Source organism: Streptomyces cyaneofuscatus (genome assembly GCF_042718795.1).
Classification (GTDB): domain Bacteria; phylum Actinomycetota; class Actinomycetes; order Streptomycetales; family Streptomycetaceae; genus Streptomyces; species Streptomyces cyaneofuscatus_A.
This window is the reverse complement of sequence record NZ_JBHXOX010000007.1, coordinates 24598-46292: the sequence shown is the minus strand read 5'-3', so window position 1 is coordinate 46292 and position 21695 is coordinate 24598. Positions and strand designations below refer to the sequence as shown.

Annotated in this window: 17 protein-coding genes; 12 read left to right on the top strand and 5 right to left on the bottom strand. The window is 73.1% G+C overall.

Going from position 1 to position 21695, the window contains the following annotated elements:
* The first annotated feature begins 541 nt into the window (after nt 1-541).
* The 6 genes from ACFWRT_RS09160 to ACFWRT_RS09135 all read left to right on the top strand — a co-directional run bounded on the left by ACFWRT_RS09160 (nt 542) and on the right by ACFWRT_RS09135 (nt 7902).
* Nucleotides 542-1954 carry a family 2B encapsulin nanocompartment shell protein gene (locus ACFWRT_RS09160; RefSeq protein WP_380951603.1) on the top strand — a complete coding sequence of 471 codons (1413 nt, stop codon included), beginning with the start codon at nt 542-544 and terminating at the stop codon, nt 1952-1954.
* A 79-nt stretch (nt 1955-2033) separates the two neighbouring features.
* On the top strand, nt 2034-3362 hold the full coding sequence (locus ACFWRT_RS09155; protein WP_380951602.1) for a family 2 encapsulin nanocompartment cargo protein terpene cyclase: 1329 nt from the start codon (nt 2034-2036) through the stop codon (nt 3360-3362).
* A 17-nt stretch (nt 3363-3379) separates the two neighbouring features.
* A complete protein-coding gene (locus tag ACFWRT_RS09150) occupies nt 3380-4267 on the top strand; it encodes a geranyl diphosphate 2-C-methyltransferase (protein WP_380951601.1) in 888 nt (295 codons plus the stop codon).
* A gap of 375 nt (nt 4268-4642) precedes the next feature.
* Nucleotides 4643-5671: an L-threonine 3-dehydrogenase gene (tdh, locus tag ACFWRT_RS09145; RefSeq protein ID WP_380951600.1), complete on the top strand. Its 1029-nt coding sequence runs from the start codon at nt 4643-4645 to the stop codon at nt 5669-5671.
* A 64-nt stretch (nt 5672-5735) separates the two neighbouring features.
* On the top strand, nt 5736-6935 hold the full coding sequence (locus ACFWRT_RS09140; RefSeq protein ID WP_380951599.1) for a glycine C-acetyltransferase: 1200 nt from the start codon (nt 5736-5738) through the stop codon (nt 6933-6935).
* A gap of 43 nt (nt 6936-6978) precedes the next feature.
* The gene (locus ACFWRT_RS09135) at nt 6979-7902 is read left to right on the top strand and encodes a LysR family transcriptional regulator (protein ID WP_380951598.1); all 924 of its coding nucleotides are present in this window, start codon (nt 6979-6981) and stop codon (nt 7900-7902) included.
* A 22-nt stretch (nt 7903-7924) separates the two neighbouring features.
* On the opposite strand, the gene ACFWRT_RS09130 is transcribed toward ACFWRT_RS09135, so the two are convergent.
* On the bottom strand, nt 7925-9175 hold the full coding sequence (locus ACFWRT_RS09130) for a low temperature requirement protein A (RefSeq protein ID WP_380951597.1): 1251 nt from the start codon (nt 9173-9175) through the stop codon (nt 7925-7927).
* A gap of 62 nt (nt 9176-9237) precedes the next feature.
* On the bottom strand, nt 9238-9630 hold the full coding sequence (locus tag ACFWRT_RS09125; RefSeq protein WP_380951596.1) for a VOC family protein: 393 nt from the start codon (nt 9628-9630) through the stop codon (nt 9238-9240).
* Between the two features lie 68 nt (nt 9631-9698).
* Between ACFWRT_RS09125 and ACFWRT_RS09120 the strand changes: the two genes are divergently transcribed.
* Together ACFWRT_RS09120 and ACFWRT_RS09115 are read left to right on the top strand one after the other, a co-directional pair.
* A complete protein-coding gene (locus ACFWRT_RS09120) occupies nt 9699-10364 on the top strand; it encodes a nucleoside/nucleotide kinase family protein (protein WP_380951595.1) in 666 nt (221 codons plus the stop codon).
* A 148-nt stretch (nt 10365-10512) separates the two neighbouring features.
* Nucleotides 10513-11652, top strand: a complete 1140-nt coding sequence (locus ACFWRT_RS09115) for a M24 family metallopeptidase (RefSeq protein WP_380951594.1) — start codon at nt 10513-10515, stop codon at nt 11650-11652.
* Between the two features lie 19 nt (nt 11653-11671).
* Here the strand turns inward: ACFWRT_RS09115 and treZ are convergent, their stop codons facing one another.
* Entirely contained in the window at nt 11672-13432 is a 1761-nt protein-coding gene (treZ, locus tag ACFWRT_RS09110; protein WP_380951593.1) for a malto-oligosyltrehalose trehalohydrolase, read from the bottom strand.
* A 220-nt stretch (nt 13433-13652) separates the two neighbouring features.
* On the opposite strand from treZ, the gene ACFWRT_RS09105 reads away from it, so the two are divergent.
* Nucleotides 13653-15050, top strand: a complete 1398-nt coding sequence (locus ACFWRT_RS09105) for a GH1 family beta-glucosidase (protein ID WP_380951591.1) — start codon at nt 13653-13655, stop codon at nt 15048-15050.
* 14 nt (nt 15051-15064) lie between these two features.
* Complete coding sequence (locus ACFWRT_RS09100; protein ID WP_380951590.1) at nt 15065-16195, top strand: alpha-L-fucosidase; 1131 nt, start codon at nt 15065-15067, stop codon at nt 16193-16195.
* Here the strand turns inward: ACFWRT_RS09100 and ACFWRT_RS09095 are convergent.
* A complete protein-coding gene (locus ACFWRT_RS09095) occupies nt 16167-17096 on the bottom strand; it encodes a GNAT family N-acetyltransferase (RefSeq protein ID WP_380951588.1) in 930 nt (309 codons plus the stop codon). The genes ACFWRT_RS09100 and ACFWRT_RS09095 overlap by 29 nt on opposite strands.
* 295 nt (nt 17097-17391) lie before the next feature.
* On the opposite strand from ACFWRT_RS09095, the gene ACFWRT_RS09090 reads away from it, so the two are divergent.
* Both ACFWRT_RS09090 and ACFWRT_RS09085 read left to right on the top strand, forming a co-directional pair.
* Complete coding sequence (locus tag ACFWRT_RS09090; protein WP_380951587.1) at nt 17392-17958, top strand: DUF1707 and FHA domain-containing protein; 567 nt, start codon at nt 17392-17394, stop codon at nt 17956-17958.
* Nucleotides 17959-18214: 256 nt separating this feature from the next.
* Nucleotides 18215-19282 carry a cytochrome P450 gene (locus ACFWRT_RS09085; protein ID WP_380951586.1) on the top strand — a complete coding sequence of 356 codons (1068 nt, stop codon included), beginning with the start codon at nt 18215-18217 and terminating at the stop codon, nt 19280-19282.
* Here ACFWRT_RS09085 and treY read toward each other — a convergent pair whose 3' ends face one another.
* Nucleotides 19283-21682, bottom strand: a complete 2400-nt coding sequence (gene treY, locus ACFWRT_RS09080; RefSeq protein WP_380951585.1) for a malto-oligosyltrehalose synthase — start codon at nt 21680-21682, stop codon at nt 19283-19285.
* Between the last annotated feature and the right edge of the window lie 13 nt (nt 21683-21695).

Sequence of the window (21695 nt, the reverse complement as noted above, 5' to 3'; positions counted from 1 at the left end):
GTCTTCGTGCAAAGGTCTGAACGTGGCGGGGCCTGAGTGTTTCTGTTGGGTCGTCAGCCCTGTCTCTGTACTGCCTTGGCCGGACACCGCAGGCCGGTGGCGCCACCGGCCTGCGGCCTCCTCGCGTCCTGCGAGGCGTTCGCCAACTACCCGGCAGGGCCAACTACCCGGCAGGAACGGGCCCGGCCCGGGTCCGTCTACCGTGTCCCACCTGTCCCTGCCGCCGTCGATCCGCCCCCGCAGGCCGGATCTCGTCGCGCATACGCAGCGCCGGGCATCGTGACCCGCAGGGCGGCTGTGGGCGCCCTCCTCGATCACGGCTGAAATCCATCGGCACAGGGCCAAACGTCCCTCGGGCGCGATCATCGTATCGAGCGAATGTCGGCGGATTCCCTTGGTCCGTAGGGCTGAAGGGCCCTTAGTGTTCCCGTGGATCTGGAGGGGATTCTCCCGCTTACCAGGCCATTTCTTCGCTTTTCCACGCTGATGAACGGTCGCGTCCGCTGACGCGCGTCCTCGCCCACCAAGGAGAGCTTGCCCGATGACTGTTGACTCGAGCTCGGAAGCGCGACTGGAAGTGCCCCGGCAGTCGAGCCTCGGCACGGCCGCTGCCCGCAACCTCGCCAGCACGACGAAGTCCGCCCCGCAGATGCAGGAGATCACCTCCCGGTGGCTGCTGCGAATGCTTCCCTGGGTCGAGACCAAGGGCGGTGCCTACCGGGTCAACCGAAGGCTGTCCTTCACCGTGGGTGACGGGCGGGTGGAATTCGTCCAGGACGGGGCCGCGGTCCGGGTCATCCCCCACGAGCTGGGCGAACTGGCCCCACTGCGGGACTTCGACGACATCGAGGTGCTGACAGCCATCGCCGACCGGTGCGTACAGCGTGACTTCCGGGCGGGGGAGACGCTGGTCGAACGGGGCGCGGCCGCGGACCGGCTCCACCTGGTCGCGCACGGCCGGATCGGTCAGACCTCCGTCGGCACCTACGGCGACGAGGTCACCCTGGACGTCCTGGCGGACGGGGACCACTTCGGGGAGCACGTCCTGCTGGACGACGACGCCCGGTGGACGCAGACCGCCACCGCCGAGACCGCGGGCACGCTGCTCACCCTGTCCCGCGCGGACTTCGCGGCGATCGTGTCGACCTCGCCGGAGCTCCGTTCCCACCTCGCCGAGTTCACCGCACGCTCGCGGCAGCGGCAGAACCACCGCGGTGAGGCGGAGATCGCGATGTCGGCCGGCCACGTCGGCGAGCACGAGTTGCCCGGTGCGTTCGCCGACTACGAGCTGAAGCCGCGTGAGTACGAACTCTCGGTCGCCCAGACCGTTCTGCGGGTCCACACCCGGGTCGCCGACCTCTACAACGGTCCGATGAACCAGACGGAGGAACAGCTCAGGCTCACCATCGAGGCACTGCGGGAGCGCCAGGAGCACGAGCTGATCAACAACCGGGAGTTCGGCCTGCTCCACAACGCCGACTTCAAGCAGCGCATCCAACCGCACTCCGGCCGGCCGACCCCGGACGACCTGGACGAGCTGCTCTGCCGCCGCCGGGGCACCAAGTTCTTCCTCGCGCACCCCCGGACCATCGCGGCGATGGGACGAGAGTTCAACGCGCGCGGCCTCTACCCGGATCACACCGACCTGGGCGGCCAGCAGGTTCCCGCCTGGCGCGGTGTGCCGATCCTGCCCTGCGGCAAGATCCCCATCACTCCGGAGAAGACCAGCTCGATCCTCGCCATGCGTACCGGCGAGGAGAACCAGGGCGTCATCGGCCTGCGGCAGACCGGCCTGCCGGACGAGTACGAACCGGGCCTCTCGGTCCGCTTCATGGGCATCGACGAGAAGGCGATCATCTCCTACCTCGTCAGCACCTACTACTCCGCCGCCATCCTCGTCCCCGACGCCGTCGGCGTGCTGGAGAACGTACAGATCGCCCACTGGCCCAGGTGATGGCCGCGGCGCAGCACCGTGAACCGGCCCGTACGCCCGGACGCCGTCGAACACCTGCCACCTCATCAAGGAGTCACGCATGCCCGTGCCCGAGCTGCCGCCTCCCCGGTCGAGCCTGCCGGAGGCCGTCACTCTCTTCGGGGTGACGGCACTCGGCGAGGCCGCGGCTCGCGCCCATGAGACCAGCGACGCCTTCGGCACCTGGTCCGGCGCGCCCACACCACCGGCCCCGCCGGCCGGCCTCCCCTCCGGCCCGTCACCGAATGCCCTGTCGCCGACTGCTCCAGCGGCGACCGGCGTACCGGCGAACGAAGCGCCCGGGGCCGGCCCCGGACTGGAGCGGCTGCTGCGCGGGCCCCATGGTCTGGGTACGACCGGTCTGCGGCTGGCTCCCCGCGACAAGCCCCCCGCGCCGGTGGCCGCGGCGAAGGGCCGACCGGTCCCAGGCCTCCACCACCACCCGGTGGCCGAGCCCGACCCGGGGCGCGTCGACGAGGTCAGCCGCAGGATCAAGGCCTGGGCACTGGACGAGGTCTCCCTGTACCCCGAGGAGTGGGAGGAGCAGTTCGACGGCTTCTCCGTGGGCCGCTACATGGTCGGATGCCATCCGGACGCGCCCACCGTCGACCATCTGATGCTCGCCACCCGCCTGATGGTCGCCGAGAACGCTGTGGACGACTGCTACTGCGAGGACCACGGCGGGTCACCCGTCGGCCTCGGCGAGCGGCTCCTGCTCGCGCACACGGCACTCGACCCGCTGCACACCGTTCGGGAGTACCAGCCGGACTGGGCGGCCTCCCTCCACGCGGACGCCCCGCGACGCGCCTACCGCTCCGCGATGGACTACTTCGTCCGCGCGGCCGGACCCTCCCAGGCGGACCGGCTCCGCCACGACATGGCCCGACTGCACCTGGGGTATCTCGCCGAAGCGGCCTGGGCCCAGCAGGATCAGGTCCCGGAAGTCTGGGAGTACCTGGCGATGCGCCAGTTCAACAACTTCCGGCCATGCCCCACCATCACCGACACCGTCGGCGGCTACGAACTCCCCGCCGACCTGCATGCCCGGGCCGACCTGCAGAAGGTCATCGCCCTGGCCTCCAACGCCACGACGATCGTGAACGACCTCTACTCGTACACCAAGGAGCTCGACGCTCCGGGCCGGCATCTGAACCTGCCCGTCGTGATCGCCGAACGCGAGGGGCTGTCCGACAAGGACGCCTACCTCAAGTCGGTCGAGATCCACAACGAGCTGATGCACGACTTCGAGACCGAGGCCGCGGCCCTGGCCGCCGCCTGTCCCGTCCCGAGCGTGGCGCGCTTCCTGCGGGGCGTCGCCGCCTGGGTCGACGGCAACCACCACTGGCACCAGTCCAACACCTACCGCTACAGCCTGCCCGACTTCTGGTAAGAGAAAAGGAACCATCTGTGACCAGCGCCGAACTCACCACCGCCCCCACCCCCTCCGCACTGCGCATCCCCGGCCCGGCCACCCCCTACCAGGGAGACATCGCCCGCTACTGGGACGGTGAGGCCCGTCCGGTGAACCTGCGCCTCGGCGACGTCGACGGCCTCTACCACCACCACTACGGCGTCGGTGAGGTCGACACCGCCGCGCTCGGCGACCCGGACGACAAGGAGAGCGAGAAGAAGCTGATCGCCGAGCTCCACCGGCTGGAGTCGGCGCAGGCCGACGTCCTCCTGGGGCACCTCGGTGACATCGGCCCCGGCGACACCCTGGTGGACGCGGGCTGTGGCCGCGGCGGCTCGATGGTGATGGCGCACCAGCGCTTCGGCTGCTCGGTGGAGGGCGTGACCCTGTCGGCCAAGCAGGCCGACTTCGCCAATGGGCGCGCCGCGGAACTGGGCATCGACGACCACGTCCGCGCGACAGTCTGCAACATGCTCTCCACACCCTTCGCCACCGGCTCCGCCGCGGCCTCGTGGAACAACGAGTCGAGCATGTACGTGGACCTGGACGACCTCTTCGCCGAGCACTCCCGGGTCCTGAAGGCCGGCGGCCGCTACGTGACCATCACCGGCTGCTGGAACCCGCGCTACGGCCAGCCCTCGAAATGGGTCTCGCAGATCAACGCGCACTTCGAGTGCAACATCCACTCGCGCCGGGAGTACCTGCGCGCCATGGCCGACAACCGCCTCGTGCCGCAGGCCGTGGTCGACCTCACCCCCGACACCTTGCCCTACTGGGAGCTGCGGGCCACGTCCTCACTGGTCACGGGGATCGAGGACGCGTTCATCAATTCCTACCGGGACGGATCCTTCCAGTACGTCCTCATCGCGGCCGACCGGGTCTGAGGGAGACCTGCCCATGGCCGGCCGGACGGCCGGCCATGGGCAGGTCAGCGAGTCCTGGAACACGCCCCAGGTGAATCGAAGGCGCGCGGACGGCAGCGGTCCGTGAAGCGTTGCCCAGGCGTGAAGATCTCCTGCGACCCCGCTTAAGAAATCCTCGATGGACCCGGGACCCCGCCGTACGGCAGCCTTCTGGGTGACGGTCGGGGACGGCGCGTGGAACCCCACGGGCGTGTTCCGTCCCGTCCCGCCGTGCCTCCGCCCCCACCATGGGGGCGGGACCCCCCCCAGAGCCACCCCGGGCCGCAGGGCTCCTCCGACAGGCCCCCAGGCCCGGGGTATCCACCACCCGCGTACCACGTGCAGGGAGCCGCAGCCGTGAAGGCACTCGTCAAGCAGAAGGCCGAACCGGGACTGTGGCTGATGGACGTGCCGGAGCCGGAGTACGGCCCCGGAGACGTCCTGATCAAGGTCCTGCGTACCGGGATCTGCGGCACCGACCTGCACATCCGCGCCTACGACGGCTGGGCCCAGCAGGCGGTCACCACCCCGCTGGTCCTCGGCCACGAGTTCGTCGGCGAGGTCGCGGCGCTCGGCTCCGGCGTCGCGGACATCGCGGTGGGCGACCTGGTCAGCGGCGAGGGCCACCTCGTCTGCGGCAAGTGCCGCAACTGTCTCGCCGGCCGCCGCCACCTCTGCCGCTCCACCATCGGCCTCGGCGTCGGCCGGGACGGGGCGTTCGCGGAGTACGTGGTCCTGCCCGCCTCCAACGTGTGGGTGCACCGGGTCCCCGTCGACCTCGACATCGCGGCGATCTTCGACCCGTTCGGCAACGCCGTGCACACCGCGCTCTCCTTCCCGCTGGTCGGCGAGGACGTCCTGATCACCGGCGCCGGACCGATCGGTATCATGGCCGCCGCCGTCGCGAAGCACGCCGGCGCCCGCAACGTCGTGATCACCGACGTCAGCGAGGCCCGCCTCGCCCTCGCCCGCAAGGTCGGCGTCAGCCTCGCCCTCAACGTCGCGGACCGCACCATCGCGGACGGGCAGCGCGAGCTGGGCCTGCGCGAGGGCTTCGACATCGGCCTGGAGATGTCCGGCCGCCCCGAGGCGATGCGCGACATGGTCGCGAACATGACGCACGGCGGCCGCATCGCGATGCTCGGCCTGCCCGCCGAGGAGTTCGCCGTCGACTGGTCCCGCATCGTCACCTCGATGATCACCATCAAGGGGATCTACGGCCGGGAGATGTTCGAGACCTGGTACGCCATGTCCGTCCTGCTGGAGGGCGGCCTGGACCTCGCCCCCGTGATCACCGGCCGGTACGGCTTCCGCGACTTCGAAGCGGCTTTCGACGACGCGGCGAGCGGCCTCGGCGGCAAGGTCATCCTCGACTGGACCGCCTGACCCGTCGAACCCCTTTCCCGCACCCCCTCGGACCTCTTCTCGCATCCCTGTTAAGGAATCCAGCATGTTCGAATCCGTACGCGACGATCTGCGCACCACCCTCGACGAGATCCGCGCCGCCGGCCTGCACAAGCCCGAGCGGGTGATCGGCACCCCGCAGTCCGCGACCGTCGCCGTCACCTCCGGCGGCCGCGCCGGGGAGGTCCTCAACTTCTGCGCCAACAACTACCTGGGCCTCGCCGACCACCCCGAGGTCGTCTCCGCCGCCCACGAGGCGCTGGACCGCTGGGGCTACGGGCTCGCCTCCGTCCGCTTCATCTGCGGAACCCAGGAGGTCCACAAGGAGCTGGAGGCGCGCCTTTCGGCCTTCCTCGGCCAGGAGGACACGATCCTCTACTCCTCCTGCTTCGACGCCAACGGCGGCGTCTTCGAGACGATCCTCGGCCCCGAGGACGCGGTCATCTCCGACGCCCTCAACCACGCCTCGATCATCGACGGCATCCGTCTCTCCAAGGCCCAGCGCTACCGCTACGCCAACCGCGACCTGGCCGACCTGGAGAAGCAGCTCAAGGAGGCGTCCGGCGCCCGCCGCCGGCTGATCGTCACCGACGGTGTGTTCTCCATGGACGGCTACGTGGCCCCGCTCCAGGAGATCTGCGACCTGGCCGACCGCTACGACGCGATGGTCATGGTCGACGACTCGCACGCCGTCGGCTTCGTCGGCCCCGGCGGCCGCGGCACGCCCGAGCTGCACGGCGTCATGGACCGGGTCGACATCATCACCGGCACCCTCGGCAAGGCGCTCGGCGGCGCCTCCGGAGGTTACGTCGCGGCGCGCGCCGAGATCGTCGCCCTGCTGCGCCAGCGCTCGCGTCCGTACCTCTTCTCCAACTCCCTCGCCCCGGTCATCGCCGCCGCCTCCCTCAAGGTCATCGACCTGCTGGAGTCCGCCGGCGACCTGCGCGAGCAGCTGGGCGCCAACACCGCGCTCTTCCGCACCCGGATGACCGAGGAGGGCTTCGAGATCCTGCCCGGCGACCACGCCATCGCCCCCGTCATGATCGGGGACGCGGCGAAGGCGGCCCGGCTGGCGGAGCTGCTCCTGGAGCGCGGGGTGTACGTGATCGGGTTCTCGTACCCCGTCGTCCCGCAGGGGGCCGCGCGCATCCGCGTCCAGCTCTCCGCCGCGCACTCCACCGCCGACGTCAACCGCGCCGTGGACGCCTTCGTCGACGCCCGGGCCGCGCTCGACGCGGAGGCGTGACCGCCAGGTCGGGGCCACGGCCGCGACCTGGGACAATAGGCACATGATCGATGCGCGGCGGCTGCGAATCCTCCGTGCGGTGGCCGACCACCGCACGGTGACCGCGGCCGCCGCCGCGTTGTACCTGACGCCCTCCGCCGTCTCCCAGCAGCTCGCCGCCCTGGAGCAGGAGACCGGCCACCGCCTCGTCGAACGCGGCGCGCGCGGCACCCGGCTCACCGCCGCCGGGGAGATCCTGCTCAGCCACGCCAACGTGGTCCTGGCCCAGTTGGAGCGGGCGGAGGCGGAGCTCGCGGACTACGGCGCGGGCGTCGCCGGTACGGTCACGGTCGCCGCGTTCGCCACCGGCATCGGCCTCGTCCTCGCCCCCGCCCTCACCGAGCTGGCCCGCACCGCGCCCGGCATCCGGGTCAAGGTCCAGGACGCGGAGGGCGACGCGAGCGTGCCGATGGTGCTGGACCGGCAGGTGGACGTGGCGGTGGCGGTGGAGTACCGGGGCGCCCCCGCCGAGGACGACCGCCGCCTCACTCGTGTCCCGCTCTACTCGGAGCCGTTCGACGCCGTCCTCCCGGTGGACCACCGCCTCGCGGACCAGGACCAGGTGGCGGTCGCGGACCTCGCCAAGGACTCGTGGATCGGGCCGTACCCGGGCAACCCGTGCCATGAGGTGGTGGTCCTGGCCTGCGAGTCCGCCGGGTTCGAGCCGCGCCTGGAGCACTCGTCGGACGACTTCCGGGCGGTGGTGGCGCTGGCCGGGGCGGACGCGGGGGTGGCGCTGGTACCGCGCTCGGCGCTGCGCGGGATGGAGCTGACCGGGGTGGTCGTCCGCCCGGTGGAGGGCAGCGCCCCCACCCGCCGCGTCTTCGCGGCCGTACGCCAGGGGGCCGAGGGCCATCCGCTGATCCGGCCGGTGCTGGCCGCGATGGAGGCGGTGGCGGTACGCGAGGCGGGGCTGGCGCGGGCGTGAGCCCGGAGCCCGCGCCCGCCGCTCAGCCGGTCCGGGCCCTGTGCCGGATCCTCCCGCCCCACCACCGCCCACCTGCCGGAGACGCCTCCGCCCGCCCCGGGTCGTAGAGGATCTGCCAGCCCACCAGCGCCACCAGGATCCAGATGGTGGCCCAGGCCGGGAGCCGTACCCCGAACAGGGCGAGCGCCACGGACCCGGCGAGACAGGGAAGGGCCCACCCCATCAGCCACACCCGGTCGGACCGGTCCGCCGGTGGCAGCGCCGCGACCAGCCCCGCCGCGAAGTATCCGGCCATCGCTCCGCACAGCAGCCAGTGCCGGCCCCTCGGCAGGACGTCGTCGACGTGGGTGATCGCCGAGCCCAGCGCGGTGGCCAGCGCGACCAGGAAGCCGGTCATCAGGGCGTGCAGCAGCATCGCCAGCCTCGGCGCGAGCGCGCCCTTGCGCAGCCGGGGGATCCCGTTGGTGCCGTAGAGCAGGCTGAGCGTGCAGATCGCGGCCAGCAGCCCGAAGGCGCCGAGCCCGGTGGCGGCGAGCGGCCCGTCCCACGCGTCCCGCTGCGACGCGGCGTCGATGATCTGGATGACGCCCTCGCCGAGCACGATGATCACGTACAGCCCCAGCCGCTCGCCCATATGGGCGGAGTCGACGCGGGACTCGCTGAGCCGGGGCGGCGCGGGGGCCGGGGAGTGCGCGGGGCCCGGGGGCGGCCGGCCGTCGTGGCGGCGAGCGGCCCGTTCGCCCGCCCGTCGCAGGGTGCGGTCACGGGTGGAGACCAGCAGGGTGACGATGTCCAGGGCGATGCCCAGCGCCCACAGCCAGTAGCGCAGCGGCGCGTCCACGAAGAGCGAGACCAGCCAGGGCACCGCACCCGACCCGAACTGGGCCAGCGGCCAGTCCACGACGATGCTGCCCCGCTGCCAGACGCGCCCCGCCTGCCAGCGCAGGGCCACGTAGGCGATGACGAAGGCGGTCGCGTGGCTGGTCTGCACCGCGTGGACGGAGGCCGCCATCACGGCCATCCCGAACATCGCGACCAGCAGCGTCCCGCCCCGGGTCGCGGAGGCGGCGATGTCCCCGTAGACCGCGAATCCGGCCCAGGCGGTCCAGAAGGCGAGGTAGAGGACCCCGTACAGCGCGAGGTCCGCCAGGTGCGGGCCGTCGTGCAGGAGGTGGGCCAACTGCCCGGCCCCGGCGACGACCACCAGGTCGAAGAACAGCTCGTTCCAGCCGGCGTGCCGCTCGGCCGGGGCGGCGCTCTCCGTGGACTCCATGACCTCATGGTCGGCGCGGGGCACCCGGACGCGCCTGAGACCGTGGGCCGAATGGCGACGGCTCAGCCCGCAGGCTGGAGCAGGTCCCACCGGTTGCCGTACAGGTCCTCGAAGACCGCGACCGAACCGTACGTCTCGTGCCGGGGCTCCTCCAGGAAGCGCACCCCGGCCGCGCTCATTCGGGCATGGTCGCCCGCGAAGTCCTCGGTGTGCAGGAAGAACCCGACCCGCCCACCGGTCTGCGCCCCCACGCTCGCCTCCTGCGCCCCGTCCTTCGCCCGGGCCAGCAGCACCCCCGTACCAGCCCCCGCCCCACGCGGACGCACCACCACCCAGCGGGAGCCGTCGCCCCGGTCGGTGTCCTCGACCAGCTCGAAGCCGAGAGCGTCGCGGTAGAAGGCGAGGGCCTCGTCGTAGTCGAGGACGACCAGGGTGACCAGGGCGATGTGGGACATGTGCCTCTCCAGAGGATCAAGAAGTAGTTATACGTAACACTAACGCTTCTCGTCCCCGCCCCCGCACAATGCCCCGCATGGAATCCCTGGACATCCTGGACGCCACGACCCCCCGCGGCCTCGCCGACGCGACGGCCCGGGCGCGCCGCCTCGCGCAGGCCGGCGGGCGCCGCATCCTCGGCATCGCTGGGCCGCCCGGGGCCGGGAAGTCCACCGTGGCGCGGCGGCTGGCGGAGGCTCTGGAGGGGCGTGCCGCCCTCGTCCCCATGGACGGCTTCCACCTCGCCGGGGCCGAGCTGGAGCGGCTGGGCCGGGCCGACCGGAAGGGCGCCCCCGACACCTTCGATGCGGCCGGGTACGCGGCCCTCCTGCGGCGGCTGCGCGACCCGGACCCGGGCCACGCGGTGTACGCCCCCGCCTTCGACCGAGCCTTGGAGGAGCCGGTCGCCGGGGCCCTGGCCGTCAACCCGGACGTCCCCCTCGTCATCACCGAGGGGAACTACCTGCTGCTCGACCAGGGGCCGTGGGCGCCGGTGCGCGGGCTGCTGGACGAGGTCTGGTTCCTGGACCTCGATCCGGAGGTCCGGGTGCGCCGGCTCGTGGAGCGCCATGTGCGGTACGGGAAGCCTCCGGCGTACGCGCGGGCGTGGGTGGAGCGCTCCGACGAGGTGAACGCCCGGCTGGTGGAGAGCGGGAGGGGCCGGGCCGACGTGGTCGTGCGGCTGTCGTCGTGACCGTACGAGGTCGGCCCGACCTCGTGGTGCGGTTGCCGTCGTGGCCGTACGGCCACCAGCTCGATCGGGCGGTTCGCTCGAACCCCGTCCGGCGGGCAGGATGCAGGGAGCCACGCCCTGCCGTACCCCCGCACCGCCAGGAGGCCTGATGTCCAGCCCGAACCCGCCCGCGCCGCCCCCCGTGCCCTTCACCGCCGAGGTCTACCGGGCCCGGATGGCGAAGGCGGCCGACTCCGCCGCCGAGGTCGGGCTGGCCGGGGTGATCGTCGCGCCCGGGCCCGACCTCGTCCATCTCACCGGCTACCAGCCCGTCTCCACCGAGCGCCTCACCCTCCTCGTGCTGCGGGCCGGGGAGGAGCCCGTCCTGGTGGTCCCGACCCTGGAGGCGCCCGACGCGGCCGCCGCCGCCGGGGCGCCCGTCCTCGCCCTGCGGGACTGGACCGACGGCGTGGACCCGTACGCGGTGGCCTCCCCGCTCCTCGCCGAGCAGGGCCGCTTCGGCGTCAGCGACAACGCCTGGGCCATGCACCTCCTCGGCCTGCAACGGGCCCTGCCCGGCACCACGTACACCGCCCTCACCGAGGCGCTCCCGATGCTCCGGGCGGTGAAGGACGCCGCCGAGCTGGAGCGCCTGACGGCGGCGGGGGCGGCGGCGGACGCCACGTACGAGGAGATCCTGAAGGTGCGGTTCTCCGGCCGCCGGGAGACCGACGTGGCCGCCGATCTCGCCGCGCTGCTCCGGCACTTCGGCCACTCCCAGGTCGACTTCACCGTCGTCGGTTCCGGCCCCAACGGCGCCAACCCGCACCACGAGGCGGGGGAGCGCACCATCGAGCGCGGCGACATGGTGGTCCTGGACTTCGGCGGCCTCAAGCACGGTTACGGCTCCGACACCTCCCGTACGGTCCATGTCGGGGAGCCCACCGCCGAGGAGCAGCGGGTCCACGACATCGTCCGCGAGGCCCAGCAGGCGGGGTGCGCCGCCGTCCGGCCGGGCGTCGCCTGCCAGGAGATCGACCGGGCCGCCCGCGCGGTGATCACCGAGTTCGGCTACGGCGACCGGTTCATCCACCGCACCGGCCACGGCATCGGGGTCACCACCCACGAACCCCCGTACATGATCGAGGGGGAGGAGCAGCCGCTCGTGCCCGGCATGTGCTTCTCCGTGGAGCCGGGTATCTACCTCCCCGGCCGCTTCGGGGTCCGCATCGAGGACATCGTGACCGTCACCGAGGACGGCGGCCGCCGCCTCAACGCCACCGCACGCGAGTTGGCGATCGTCGAATAGCCCTGCGGAAAAGGGGAGTTCAGTCGTCGGCCAGCACCACGCACGACTCCGGCGGCAGATGCAGCACCCCGTCCGCCCCCGGCGCCCCGACCGGCTTCCAGGCCGCCACCACCCGTCCGCCGACGCGCCGGTGGCGGCCGGAGCCGAGCGGGATGGCGGCCGGCTGGTCCGCCAGGTTGACCGCGACCCGCAGATCGCCGCGCCGGTACGCGATCCAGCGGGCGTCCTCGTCGAACGCGGTCTTCACCGCGGCCAGGTCGGGGTCGTGGAGGTCGGGCAACGTCCGCCGCAGGGCGATGAGTTGGCGGTACCAGGCCAGCAGTCGGGCGTGCGGTTCGCGCTCCGGCTCGGACCAGTCCAGGCAGGAGCGGTCGCGGGTCGCCGGGTCCTGCGGGTCGGGGATCTCCTCCTCCGCCCAGCCGTGCGCGCCGAACTCCCGCCGCCTGCCGTTGCGTACGGCCTCCGCCAGCTCCGGGTCGGTGTGGTCGGTGAAGAACTGCCACGGGGTCCGCGCCCCCCACTCCTCGCCCATGAAGAGCATCGGCGTGAACGGGCCGGTCAGGACGAGGGTGGCGGCGCACGCCTGGAGGCCGGGGGAGAGGGCGGCGGCGAGGCGGTCGCCGAGGGCCCGGTTGCCGATCTGGTCGTGGGTCTGGGCGTAGCCGACGAAGCGGTGGGCGGGGGTGCGGGACACGTCGACCGGGCGGCCGTGGGCGCGGCCCCGGAAGCTGGAGTACGTTCCGTTGTGGAAGAACGCCGACGTCGCCGTCTTGGCCAGGGCAGCGAGCGGGGCCCGGGCGAAGTCCGCGTAGTAGCCCTGGGACTCGCCGGTGAGCGCGGTGTGCAGGGCGTGGTGGAAGTCGTCGTTCCACTGGGCGTGCAGCCCGAGACCGCCCGCCGGGCGCGGGGTGGTGGTGCGCGGGTCGCAGAGGTCGGATTCCGCGATCAGCCCCAGCGGCCGGCCCAGCTCCACCGCGAGCGTGTCGACCGCCGTCGACAGCTCCTCCAGGAAGGTGAGCGCCCGGGTGTCGGCGAGCGCGTGCACCGCGTCCAGCCGCAGCCCGTCCAGCCGGTAGTCCCGCAGCCAGGCCAGCGCGCTCCCCAGCAGGAACGCCCGCACCTCGTCCGAGCCCGGCGCGTCCAGGTTGACCGCCGCGCCCCACGGGGTGTGGTGGGTGTCGGTGAAGTACGGGCCGAAGGCGGGCAGGTAGTTGCCGGAGGGGCCCAGGTGGTTGTGGACCACGTCCAGGACCACCCCGAGCCCCAGCCCGTGTGCCGTGTCGACAAAGCGCTTAAGCCCCTCAGGGCCCCCGTACGGCTCGTGCACCGCCCAAAGTGAGACCCCCTCGTACCCCCACCCGTTGGTGCCCGGGAACGGACAGACCGGCATCAGCGACACATGGGTGATCCCCAGCTCCGCCAGATGGCCCAGCCGGGCCGCCGCCGCGTCGAACGTGCCCTCCGGGGTGTACGTCCCCACGTGCAACTCGTACAGGACCGCGCTGGTCAACCGACGCCCCGCCCACCCGTTGCGCCAGGCGTACGCCCCCTGGTCGACGACCGCGCTCGGCCCGTCGGGCCCGTCCGGCTGGCGCCGCGAGCGAGGGTCGGGCAGCAGCGGCCCGTCGTCCACCCGGAACCCGTACCGCTCCCCGTCCGACGCCTCCGCCTCGGCGCTCCACCACCCCTCCCGCTCCGGGTCGCGCTCCATCGGGAAGCGGATCTCCGCCGCCTCCAGCACGACCGTGTCCGCCTCGGGGGCCCACACCTCGAACCGCATCCACCACTCCTCGTCCGTAACGTCCGCCACGTGCGCGACAGGCAGACCGTCAGGCCGCCCCGGTGTCCGGAGGCGGTCCCGCGCCCGGCTCACCACCATCCATGACCGCCGACCTCTGGAACCGCCGGTTACCGGCCATTAAGGTCTGGTCCTGATCATTGCCCGGACTGCTCCCCGCTCATACAGGTTTCGTTCATCCGTACGGCTCATGGAGGCCGCGATGCCCGTACCGCAGTTCCCGCCCGGCTTCCTCTGGGGAGCCTCCGCATCCGCCTTCCAGACCGAGGGGGCGGTGGACGCCGACGGCAAGGGCCCCTCGGGCTGGGACGCGTTCGCCGCCCAGCCCGGGCGGATCAAGGACGGCACCGACACGACCCGGGGCACCGGCTTCCACGCCCGCTACCGCGAGGACGTCGCCCTGCTCTCCGGGCTCGGCGCCGACGCCTTCCGGTTCTCCATCAGCTGGCCCCGCGTCGTCCCGGGCGGCAGCGGCGCCGTCAACGCCGACGGCCTCGACTTCTACGACCGGCTCGTCGACGAGCTCTGCGCCCACGGCGTCACCCCCGCCCCGACCCTCTACCACTGGGACACCCCGCTCCCGCTGGAGGAGGCCGGCGGCTGGCTCGACCGGGACACCGCCTACCGCTTCGCCGAGTACGCCGGAATCGTCGCCGAACGCCTCGCGGACCGCGTCCCGATGTGGATCACCGTCAACGAACCCGCCGAGGTCACCATGCTCGGCTACGCGCTGGGCGAGCACGCCCCCGGCCGCACCCTCCTCTTCGACGCCCTGCCCGCCGCCCACCACCAGCTCCTCGCCCACGGCCTCGCGGTCCGCGCCCTGCGCGCGGCGGGCGCCGACAACATCGGCGTCGCGCTCTCCCACGCCCCGGTCTGGACGGCCGGCGACGCGGACGAGGACCGAGCAGGCGCCGAGCTGTACGACACCCTCACCAACTGGCTCTTCGCCGACCCCGTCCTCACCGGCCGCTACCCGGACGAGGCCATCGCCGCCCTGATGCCGGGCCCGGTCACCGACGACCTCAAGGTCATCTCCACCCCGCTCGACTGGTACGGCGTCAACTACTACAACCCCACCCTCGTCGGCGCTCCCCGGCCGGATGCCCTGGAGACCTTCTCCGGCTTCGCGATGCCCGCCGAACTCCCCTTCGGGATACGCGAGATCGAGGGGTACGAGAAGACCGGCTTCGGCTGGCCCGTGGTCCCCGAGGGCTTCACCGAGATCCTCACCCTCCTGCACCGCCGCTACGGCGACCGCCTCCCCCCGCTCCACATCACCGAGAACGGCTGCGCCCTGGACGAGCCGCTCGCCGACCACCGCCGGATCGCCTATCTGGAGAGCCACCTCACCGCCCTGCGCGCGGCGATGGACGCCGGGGTCGACGTACGCGGCTACTTCACCTGGTCGCTCACCGACAACGTGGAGTGGACGGAGGGGGCCTCGCAGCGGTTCGGCCTGGTCCACATCGACTACGAGACCCTCACCCGTACGCCGAAGGCCTCGTACGCCTGGTACCGCGAGCTGATCCGGACCCAGAAGCAGCAGAAGCCTCAGATCCTGGCGGCCGAAAGGGCTTACGCACAGCCCTCCGAATGATCAATACTCCCGCCATGGTCGCTTCATGGTGGTCCCGCGCCCGGCTGGGAATCTTCGTCCACTGGACACCCGCCTCCGTTCCCGGCTGGGCCCCGCCCTACGTCGCGCCGGACGGACTCCCGGCGGCGGGCCGACGTGCGCCGCTCGGCTGGACCTCGTACGCGGAGTGGTACGAGAACTCCCTCCGCTTCCCCGGCTCCCCGGCCGCCGCCCACCACCGCGCCACCTACGGCACCCGCCCCTACACCGACTTCGGCCGCGACTTCGAGGACGGGCTGAGCACCTGGGACCCGGCCGCCTGGGCCCGCTCCTTCCGGGCGGCGGGCGCCGGTTACGCGGTGCTGGTCACCAAGCACCACGACGGCTTCTGCCTCTGGCCCTCCGCGACGGAGAACCCGCACCGCACCGGCTGGCACACCGGCCGGGACGTGGTCGGCGAGTTCGCCGAAGCCGTACGGGCCGAAGGCCTGCGCTTCGGCGTCTACTACTCCGGCGGACTCGACTGGACCTTCGACGACCGGCCCATCGGCACCGCCGCCGACATGTTCTCCGCCGTCCCGCGCGACCGCTACCCGGCGTACGCCGACGCGCAGCTGAGGGAGCTGATCCGGCGCTACCGCCCCGACATCCTCTGGAACGACATCGCCTGGCCGGCCTCCGCCACCGAGATCCGCTCCCTCACCGACTTCTACCGCTTCACCGTCCCGCACGGCGTCGTCAACGACCGCCTGCTCCCGTACGCCCCGCACTGGCGGGCACTGTCCCTGCCCGGCGCCAAGTCGCTCTACAACTGGTGGGACCGGCGCACGGTGGCGCAGGGCGAGGGCTTCGTGCCGCGCACCCCGCCGGACTTCGACTTCCGTACGCCGGAGTACGCCCGGTACACCGGCTCCGACCCGTACGAGATCACCCGGGGCATCGACCACAGCTTCGGCTACAACCGCAACTCCGGCCCGGGCGCCTTCATCGGCCGCGAGGCCCTCACCTCACTGGTCCGCGACACCGCGGCCGACGGCGGGAACCTGCTGCTCAACGTGGGGCCGCGCGGCGAGGACGCGACGATCCCCGCCGAGCAGCGGCTCCGGCTGGACTGGCTGGCCGAGGAGGCCGGGGCCCTCACGCCAGATGGACCCACTCCTGGATGACCGGGTACCCGGCGCGGGCGAACGCGGCGGCCATCGGCGCGTTGCCCTGGTCCGTCGCGCCCGCGACGAACTCGGCGCCCTGCTCGACCAGGAAGCGGGTGCACTCCACCAGCAGGTCGTAGCCGTACCCGTGCCCGCGCGCCTCGGGCACGACCCCGATGAAGCCGACACACGGCCCGGACGGGTTGTGCGCGGGCACCTGGATGCCCGCCACCTCGCCGTCCGGCGTGTACGCGAGGCGCCACCACTCCCTCGGCGAGGGGCACCAGTGGAAGAAGTCCAACTCCTCCTGGGCCGCCGCCTCCAGACCTCCCGGTCCCTCGATGGCCTTGCGCGCGTGGGCGTCCAGCGTCGCCGAGTGCACCCGGCGCAGCACATCGAGGATGACGGCGTCGTCCGGCTCCGGGCGGAAGGTGAGCCGTCCCGTCCGCTCGGGCAGCGGACAGCCGGGGGTCCACCGGTAGCGGTAGCGCTCGACCAGCGGCTTCATACCGGCCGCCGTGGCGGCGGCGACCCGCACCTCGACGGCCGCCCGCACCGCCGGGTCGTCCCGCCACCCGGCGGGCGCGATCAGCTCGTACTCCTTGTCGAACGGGGCGCGGCGCAGGAGTTCGGCGCCCGCCTCCGCCTCCCCGTCCGCGAAGTCGAACCAGTTGAGCACGACGGGCTCGGTGTCCTCGGGCCCGCCCCACCAGGCGGCCCTGGCCACCACCTTGCCGTCGCGCAGGGCGACCCAGGTCCAGTCGGGGCGGTACTCGCCGCCGTCCGCCACGGTGGCGTAACGGTGGCCGAACGCGCCACGGCCGACGAGGGCGGTGTCCTGCGCGGCTGCGGTGTTCTGAAAAGCGTGGAACAGATCGGCGTCGCTCGGTGTGAGCGCGCGAATGACCAGATCGGTCATGGAGAAAGCCTCCGGGAAGAAACGCGGCGCTCCCGGTCAGACGGAGTCCGACACCGTCCGGTGGACGGGGCGGGAGCGCAAGGGTGAGAAGCTGCTGATGCCGGTGGTACCGGTGGTGTTCGCACGCACGGTCCCACCCCCTTTCCTGACCTCGACCGATGTCGGTGCCGACCGTAGCCGCAGCCCGCACCTGCCGTCCACCGACTAACGCGCCGGGCCCCGGCGCAGGTCAGGACGGGCGGGATGCGGGGGTGCTTCTGGACACCCCGGCCCCCTCGGCCCGACAATCGTCGGTGTGACGTCCTCCTTCGAGTTCCACACGTATCCCGCGCGGCTGTCGGACGCCCAGCGCGACCGTGTCCTCGGCGTGCTCAGAGAGGGTGCCGCACAGGGCAAGTTGTCGCACGACACCTTCATGCGGCGTATGGAGCTCGCCCTCGTCGCCCGCCGCCCCGAGGAACTGGCGGCCCTGACCTCGGACCTGGACACTGGCAGCCGCTTCTCGCAGGGGCTCGTCCGCGCGGTCGGCGGGATATCCGCCTTCCCCGGACGGCTGCGGCGGGCCTGGCAGACCGAGCGGCTCCCGAAGCTGCTGCTGCCCGCGCCGGGCCCGTATCCACTGCTCATCGGCCGCGACCCGGGCAACGGACTGCGCCTCAACCATGAGACGGTCTCCCGGCTGCACGCCGAACTCACCGTGCAGCACGGCCGCTGGGTGCTCCGCGACCTCGGCTCCACCAACGGCACCTGCGTCAACGGCCAGCGGCTCGTCGGCTCCCTCCCGGTGCGCGACGGGGACCAGGTGAGCTTCGGCCGGATGAGCTTCCGGCTGACCGCCCCCTCGCTGCGCCCGCCCGCCTGATTCGCCGGGCGCCCGGCCCCGCTGCCGCTGGTGCGGCCCGTCTCTCCCGCTGCCGCTCGTGCGGGGCCGCTCTCCGTGCCGCTGGTGCAGGCCGGGCGGCGTCAGGAACACCGCGCCGACCGCCTCCGTACCGCCTCCGCCCCGGCGACCCCTCACCCGAACGGGCGTACGCCGACTGCGCCGGGCCCCCGGCGGTGGTCCGCTGAGAGACAGGTGCGTCGACAGCCGACGCCACGACCGCAGGGGGCGACGAGGGATGCCGGCCGACCGCTCCGAGGCCCTGCCCACCGCCCGCCGTCCGCACCGGCTCGCGGGCGGACAGCCGGGACTGCTGGAGCCGGGCGCCTCGACCGACCCGTACCGCCTGCGCCTCTACCGGATCCTCCGCACGGACTTCCCGCTCGGTTACGACCCGGGCCTCGGCGCCTGGCTGCTGAGCCGGTACGCGGATGTGGCCCTGGCTCTTACCGACCCCCGCTTCACCGGCTACCCGCGCGACGGCGCCCCGCGCGGCCCGGTCCCCGCCCCGCTGGGGCTGTGCCGGGGCAGCCTGGTCTGCACGCCGCTGCCCGGCAGCGGTACGGACCTGGTTCCCGGCAGCGGCATGGACCGGGTCCCCGGCAGCACACCGGCCTCCGCCTCCGCCTCCGCCAACGCCTCCGCCGTGGAGCGCGCCGCGTACGTCCTGGCCCGCCGGATAGCCGGGCGGGACCAGGCCGACCTGGTCGGCGAGTTCTGCCGGTGGCTGCCCGCCGGGCTCACCACCCCGGAGCGGAACGCCCCGGTCCGGACCGGGGCGGGAACCGCCGACTGCGCCCGGCACACCGGACTCCGGGAGCGGGCCCTCGCCTCGTTCCTCGCCAACATGCTGGACGACCCGGACCTGCTGGCCGCGGTGGCGGGCGGAGCGGGACCGGGCGCGGAGGCCGGGACCGGGATGCTGCTCGGCCGGGCCTGGGCGGAGACGATGCGCCGTGACCCGCCCGTCCAGATCGTGCTGCGCCGCACCCGCACCGAGGTCCGCGTCAGCGGCGGCACGCTGCCCGCCGGGGCGCCCGTCGCCTGCCTCATCGGCGCGGCGGGGCGCGACCCGGCCCGGTTCGCCGCCCCCGACCGGTTCGACCCGCTGCGCGCCGACGCCGACCCGCTGCTCACCGGCCCGGCCGGCTGCCCCGCCGCCCTGCTCGGCCGGCTGGAGGCCGAACACGGACTCCGCGCCCTGCTGACGGCGATGCCCGGCATCCGCTGGGCCGACGGCTTCCGCCCGGCGTCGACCGGGGTGCTCACCCGGGGACCGCGGACCCTCCTCGTACAGCCGTCCTGATCAGTCCTTCTCCCGGCGCACCCGGCGCAACAGCGCCACCGGCCGCTCCCCGAACAGCTCGCCCGCCGCCACCGCACCCCCCGCGAACTCCCGCCCCGGCTCAGGGTTCAGCGCGTCCCGCCACGGCCCCCCGTCCGGCAGCTCCACCACCGTGTCCCGCCACCCCCCGTCCTCCGCGAGCCGCAGCGACAGCCGGGTCACCGCCACCACCACCTCGCCGGACCGGCCGAACGCCACCACATGCCCGGCCGCCGCACCCCGCGCCTCCAGCGGCACGTACGTCCCCGACTCGCCGAACACCTCCGGCAGCTCCCGCCGCAGCCGCAGCGCCGCCGCCGTCACCACCTGCTTCTCCTCCTCCGGCCCCTCCGGCCCCTCCGGCCGCCGGAACGGGCTCCGGTTGTCCGGGTCGACCAGGGCCAGATACTCGCTCTCCGCGCCCTGGTACAGGTCCGGGACGCCCGGCATCGTCAACTGCACCAGCGCCGCCCCCAGCACATTGGCCCGGACATGCGGAGCCAGCGACTCCGCGAAGCCGGTCACCAGCCTCCGGGCCGCCCCGGACGCGCTGCCCGGGCCCGCCGCCACGAAGTCCGTCACCGCCCGCTCGTACGCCTCGTCCGGCTCCGTCCAGCTCGTGAACAGCCCCGCCTCGCGCACCGCCTTGAGCAGCGCGGGCTCCAGCCGCGCGCCCAGCTCCTCGGCGGGCAGCGGCGCGCAGCCGTACGACGACTGCCAGGCCTGCCAGGCCAGTTGCGGGTCCGGCGCCGCGACGGAGGTGGCACCCGTCACCTCACCCACCAGCCCCGCCCACCGCTCCGGACACTCCGACAGCACCGCGATCCGGGCCCGTACATCGGCGCTCCGCTTGGTGTCGTGCGTGGTCAGGACCGTCCCCGTGGTGGGCCAGTCCCGGGCGATCCGGGTGGCGAAGGCATGGAACGCGTCCACCGTCACCGCCGGCTGCCCCGGGTCCCCGCCCACCTCGGTCGCCGAGATCAGCGGCACGTACCGGTAGAACGCCGTGTCCTCCACGGACTTGGCGTGCAGCGCGGACGCGGTCTGCGCGAACCGGGCGCAGAAGGACGCCTGTTCCTCCCCGTCACCCAGCCGCCCGAGCGCCAGATCCCGTACGACGTCGACGGCGGCGGCCTCCTCGGGCACGGAGAACACCGCCTTCGCATCCCGTACGGCATCGTCCGGAAGGGTCTCCTCCGCGATCCGGGTCGGCGGTACGCCCGCCGTGACGTACGGGCGGTAGACCGGCACCCGTACCAACAGCTCCCGGATCGCGGTCCGCAGCGCCCACGGCGCGTGGTCGCGCAGGGCCGGGTCGGCGGCGCAGACGGAGGTGGCGAGCCGGGTCAGCCAGGCCGTCTCGGACGCCAGTTCGTGGGTGGCCACGCGGTACGCGGCCCGGCGGACGGTCGCCTTCCAGTAGCCGCCCCGGTCGCCGGGCGGGCCCGCGAACTCACGGTAGTGGCCGAGCAGCTCCGCGGCGCCCGCCGGGTCGGTGAACAGTCCGTCGATCCGGTGCAGCGCGTCGTAGCCGGTCGTCCCGGCGACCGCCCAGCCGGCCGGGAGGGGCTCGTCGCCGGTGAGGATCTTCTCCACGACCGTCCAGCGGCCGCCGGTGGCCTCGTTGAGCTGCCGCAGGTACGCGGCCGGGTCGGCGAGGCCGTCCGGATGGTCGATGCGCAGGCCGTCCAGGACTCCGTCGCGGAGGAGTTCGAGGACCTTGGCGTGCGTGGCGTCGAAGACCTCGGGGTGTTCGACGCGGACCCCGATCAGCTCGGAGACGGTGAAGAAGCGGCGGTAGTTCAGCTCGGTACGGGCCAGGCGCCACCAGGCGAGCCGGTAGTGCTGGGCGTCGAGCAGTTCCGGAAGCGGAAGCTCCGCCGTGCCCGCCCGCAACGGGAACTCCTGCTCGCCGTAGCGCAGCACCTCCGCGTCGGCGTCCACGGTGAACGCGTCCAGCTCGCCGCCGAGCGGACCGGCCAGGACCGGCAGCAGCACCTTGTCGCCGCCCGCCGCCCAGTCGATGTCGAACCAGCGTGCGTACGGCGAGGCCCGGCCCTCGCGGAGCACCTCCCGGAGCTGCCGGTTGTGGCGGGGCACGGCGGCCATGTGGTTGGGCACGATGTCGAGGACGAGCCCGAGCCCGTGCTCCCGGGCGGTGGCGGCGAGGCTGCGCAGCCCCTCCTCGCCGCCCAGCTCCTCCCGTACGCGGCTGTGGTCGACCACGTCGTAGCCGTGCGTGGAGCCGGGGACGGCTTCCAGGACGGGCGAGAGGTGCAGATGGGAAACGCCGAGCGCGGCCAGGTACGGCACCGCCTTCTCGGCCGCCGGGAAGGGGAAGTCGGGCTGGAGCTGAAGCCGGTACGTGGCGGTGGGCGTCATGCCCTTCTACGTA

Excerpts from the sequence above, each read along its gene's own strand:
- ACFWRT_RS09160 (WP_380951603.1), top strand. The coding sequence starts at position 542 with ATGACTGTTGACTCGAGCTCGGAAGCGCGACTGGAAGTGCCCCGGCAG.
- ACFWRT_RS09155 (WP_380951602.1), top strand. The coding sequence starts at position 2,034 with ATGCCCGTGCCCGAGCTGCCGCCTCCCCGGTCGAGCCTGCCGGAGGCC.
- ACFWRT_RS09140 (WP_380951599.1), top strand. The coding sequence starts at position 5,736 with ATGTTCGAATCCGTACGCGACGATCTGCGCACCACCCTCGACGAGATC.
- ACFWRT_RS09135 (WP_380951598.1), top strand. The coding sequence starts at position 6,979 with ATGATCGATGCGCGGCGGCTGCGAATCCTCCGTGCGGTGGCCGACCAC.
- ACFWRT_RS09130 (WP_380951597.1), bottom strand. The coding sequence starts at position 9,175 with ATGGAGTCCACGGAGAGCGCCGCCCCGGCCGAGCGGCACGCCGGCTGG.
- ACFWRT_RS09125 (WP_380951596.1), bottom strand. The coding sequence starts at position 9,630 with ATGTCCCACATCGCCCTGGTCACCCTGGTCGTCCTCGACTACGACGAG.
- ACFWRT_RS09120 (WP_380951595.1), top strand. The coding sequence starts at position 9,699 with ATGCCCCGCATGGAATCCCTGGACATCCTGGACGCCACGACCCCCCGC.
- ACFWRT_RS09115 (WP_380951594.1), top strand. The coding sequence starts at position 10,513 with ATGTCCAGCCCGAACCCGCCCGCGCCGCCCCCCGTGCCCTTCACCGCC.
- treZ (WP_380951593.1), bottom strand. The coding sequence starts at position 13,432 with ATGCGGTTCGAGGTGTGGGCCCCCGAGGCGGACACGGTCGTGCTGGAG.
- ACFWRT_RS09105 (WP_380951591.1), top strand. The coding sequence starts at position 13,653 with ATGCCCGTACCGCAGTTCCCGCCCGGCTTCCTCTGGGGAGCCTCCGCA.
- ACFWRT_RS09100 (WP_380951590.1), top strand. The coding sequence starts at position 15,065 with ATGGTCGCTTCATGGTGGTCCCGCGCCCGGCTGGGAATCTTCGTCCAC.
- ACFWRT_RS09095 (WP_380951588.1), bottom strand. The coding sequence starts at position 17,096 with ATGACCGATCTGGTCATTCGCGCGCTCACACCGAGCGACGCCGATCTG.
- ACFWRT_RS09085 (WP_380951586.1), top strand. The coding sequence starts at position 18,215 with ATGCCGGCCGACCGCTCCGAGGCCCTGCCCACCGCCCGCCGTCCGCAC.
- treY (WP_380951585.1), bottom strand. The coding sequence starts at position 21,682 with ATGACGCCCACCGCCACGTACCGGCTTCAGCTCCAGCCCGACTTCCCC.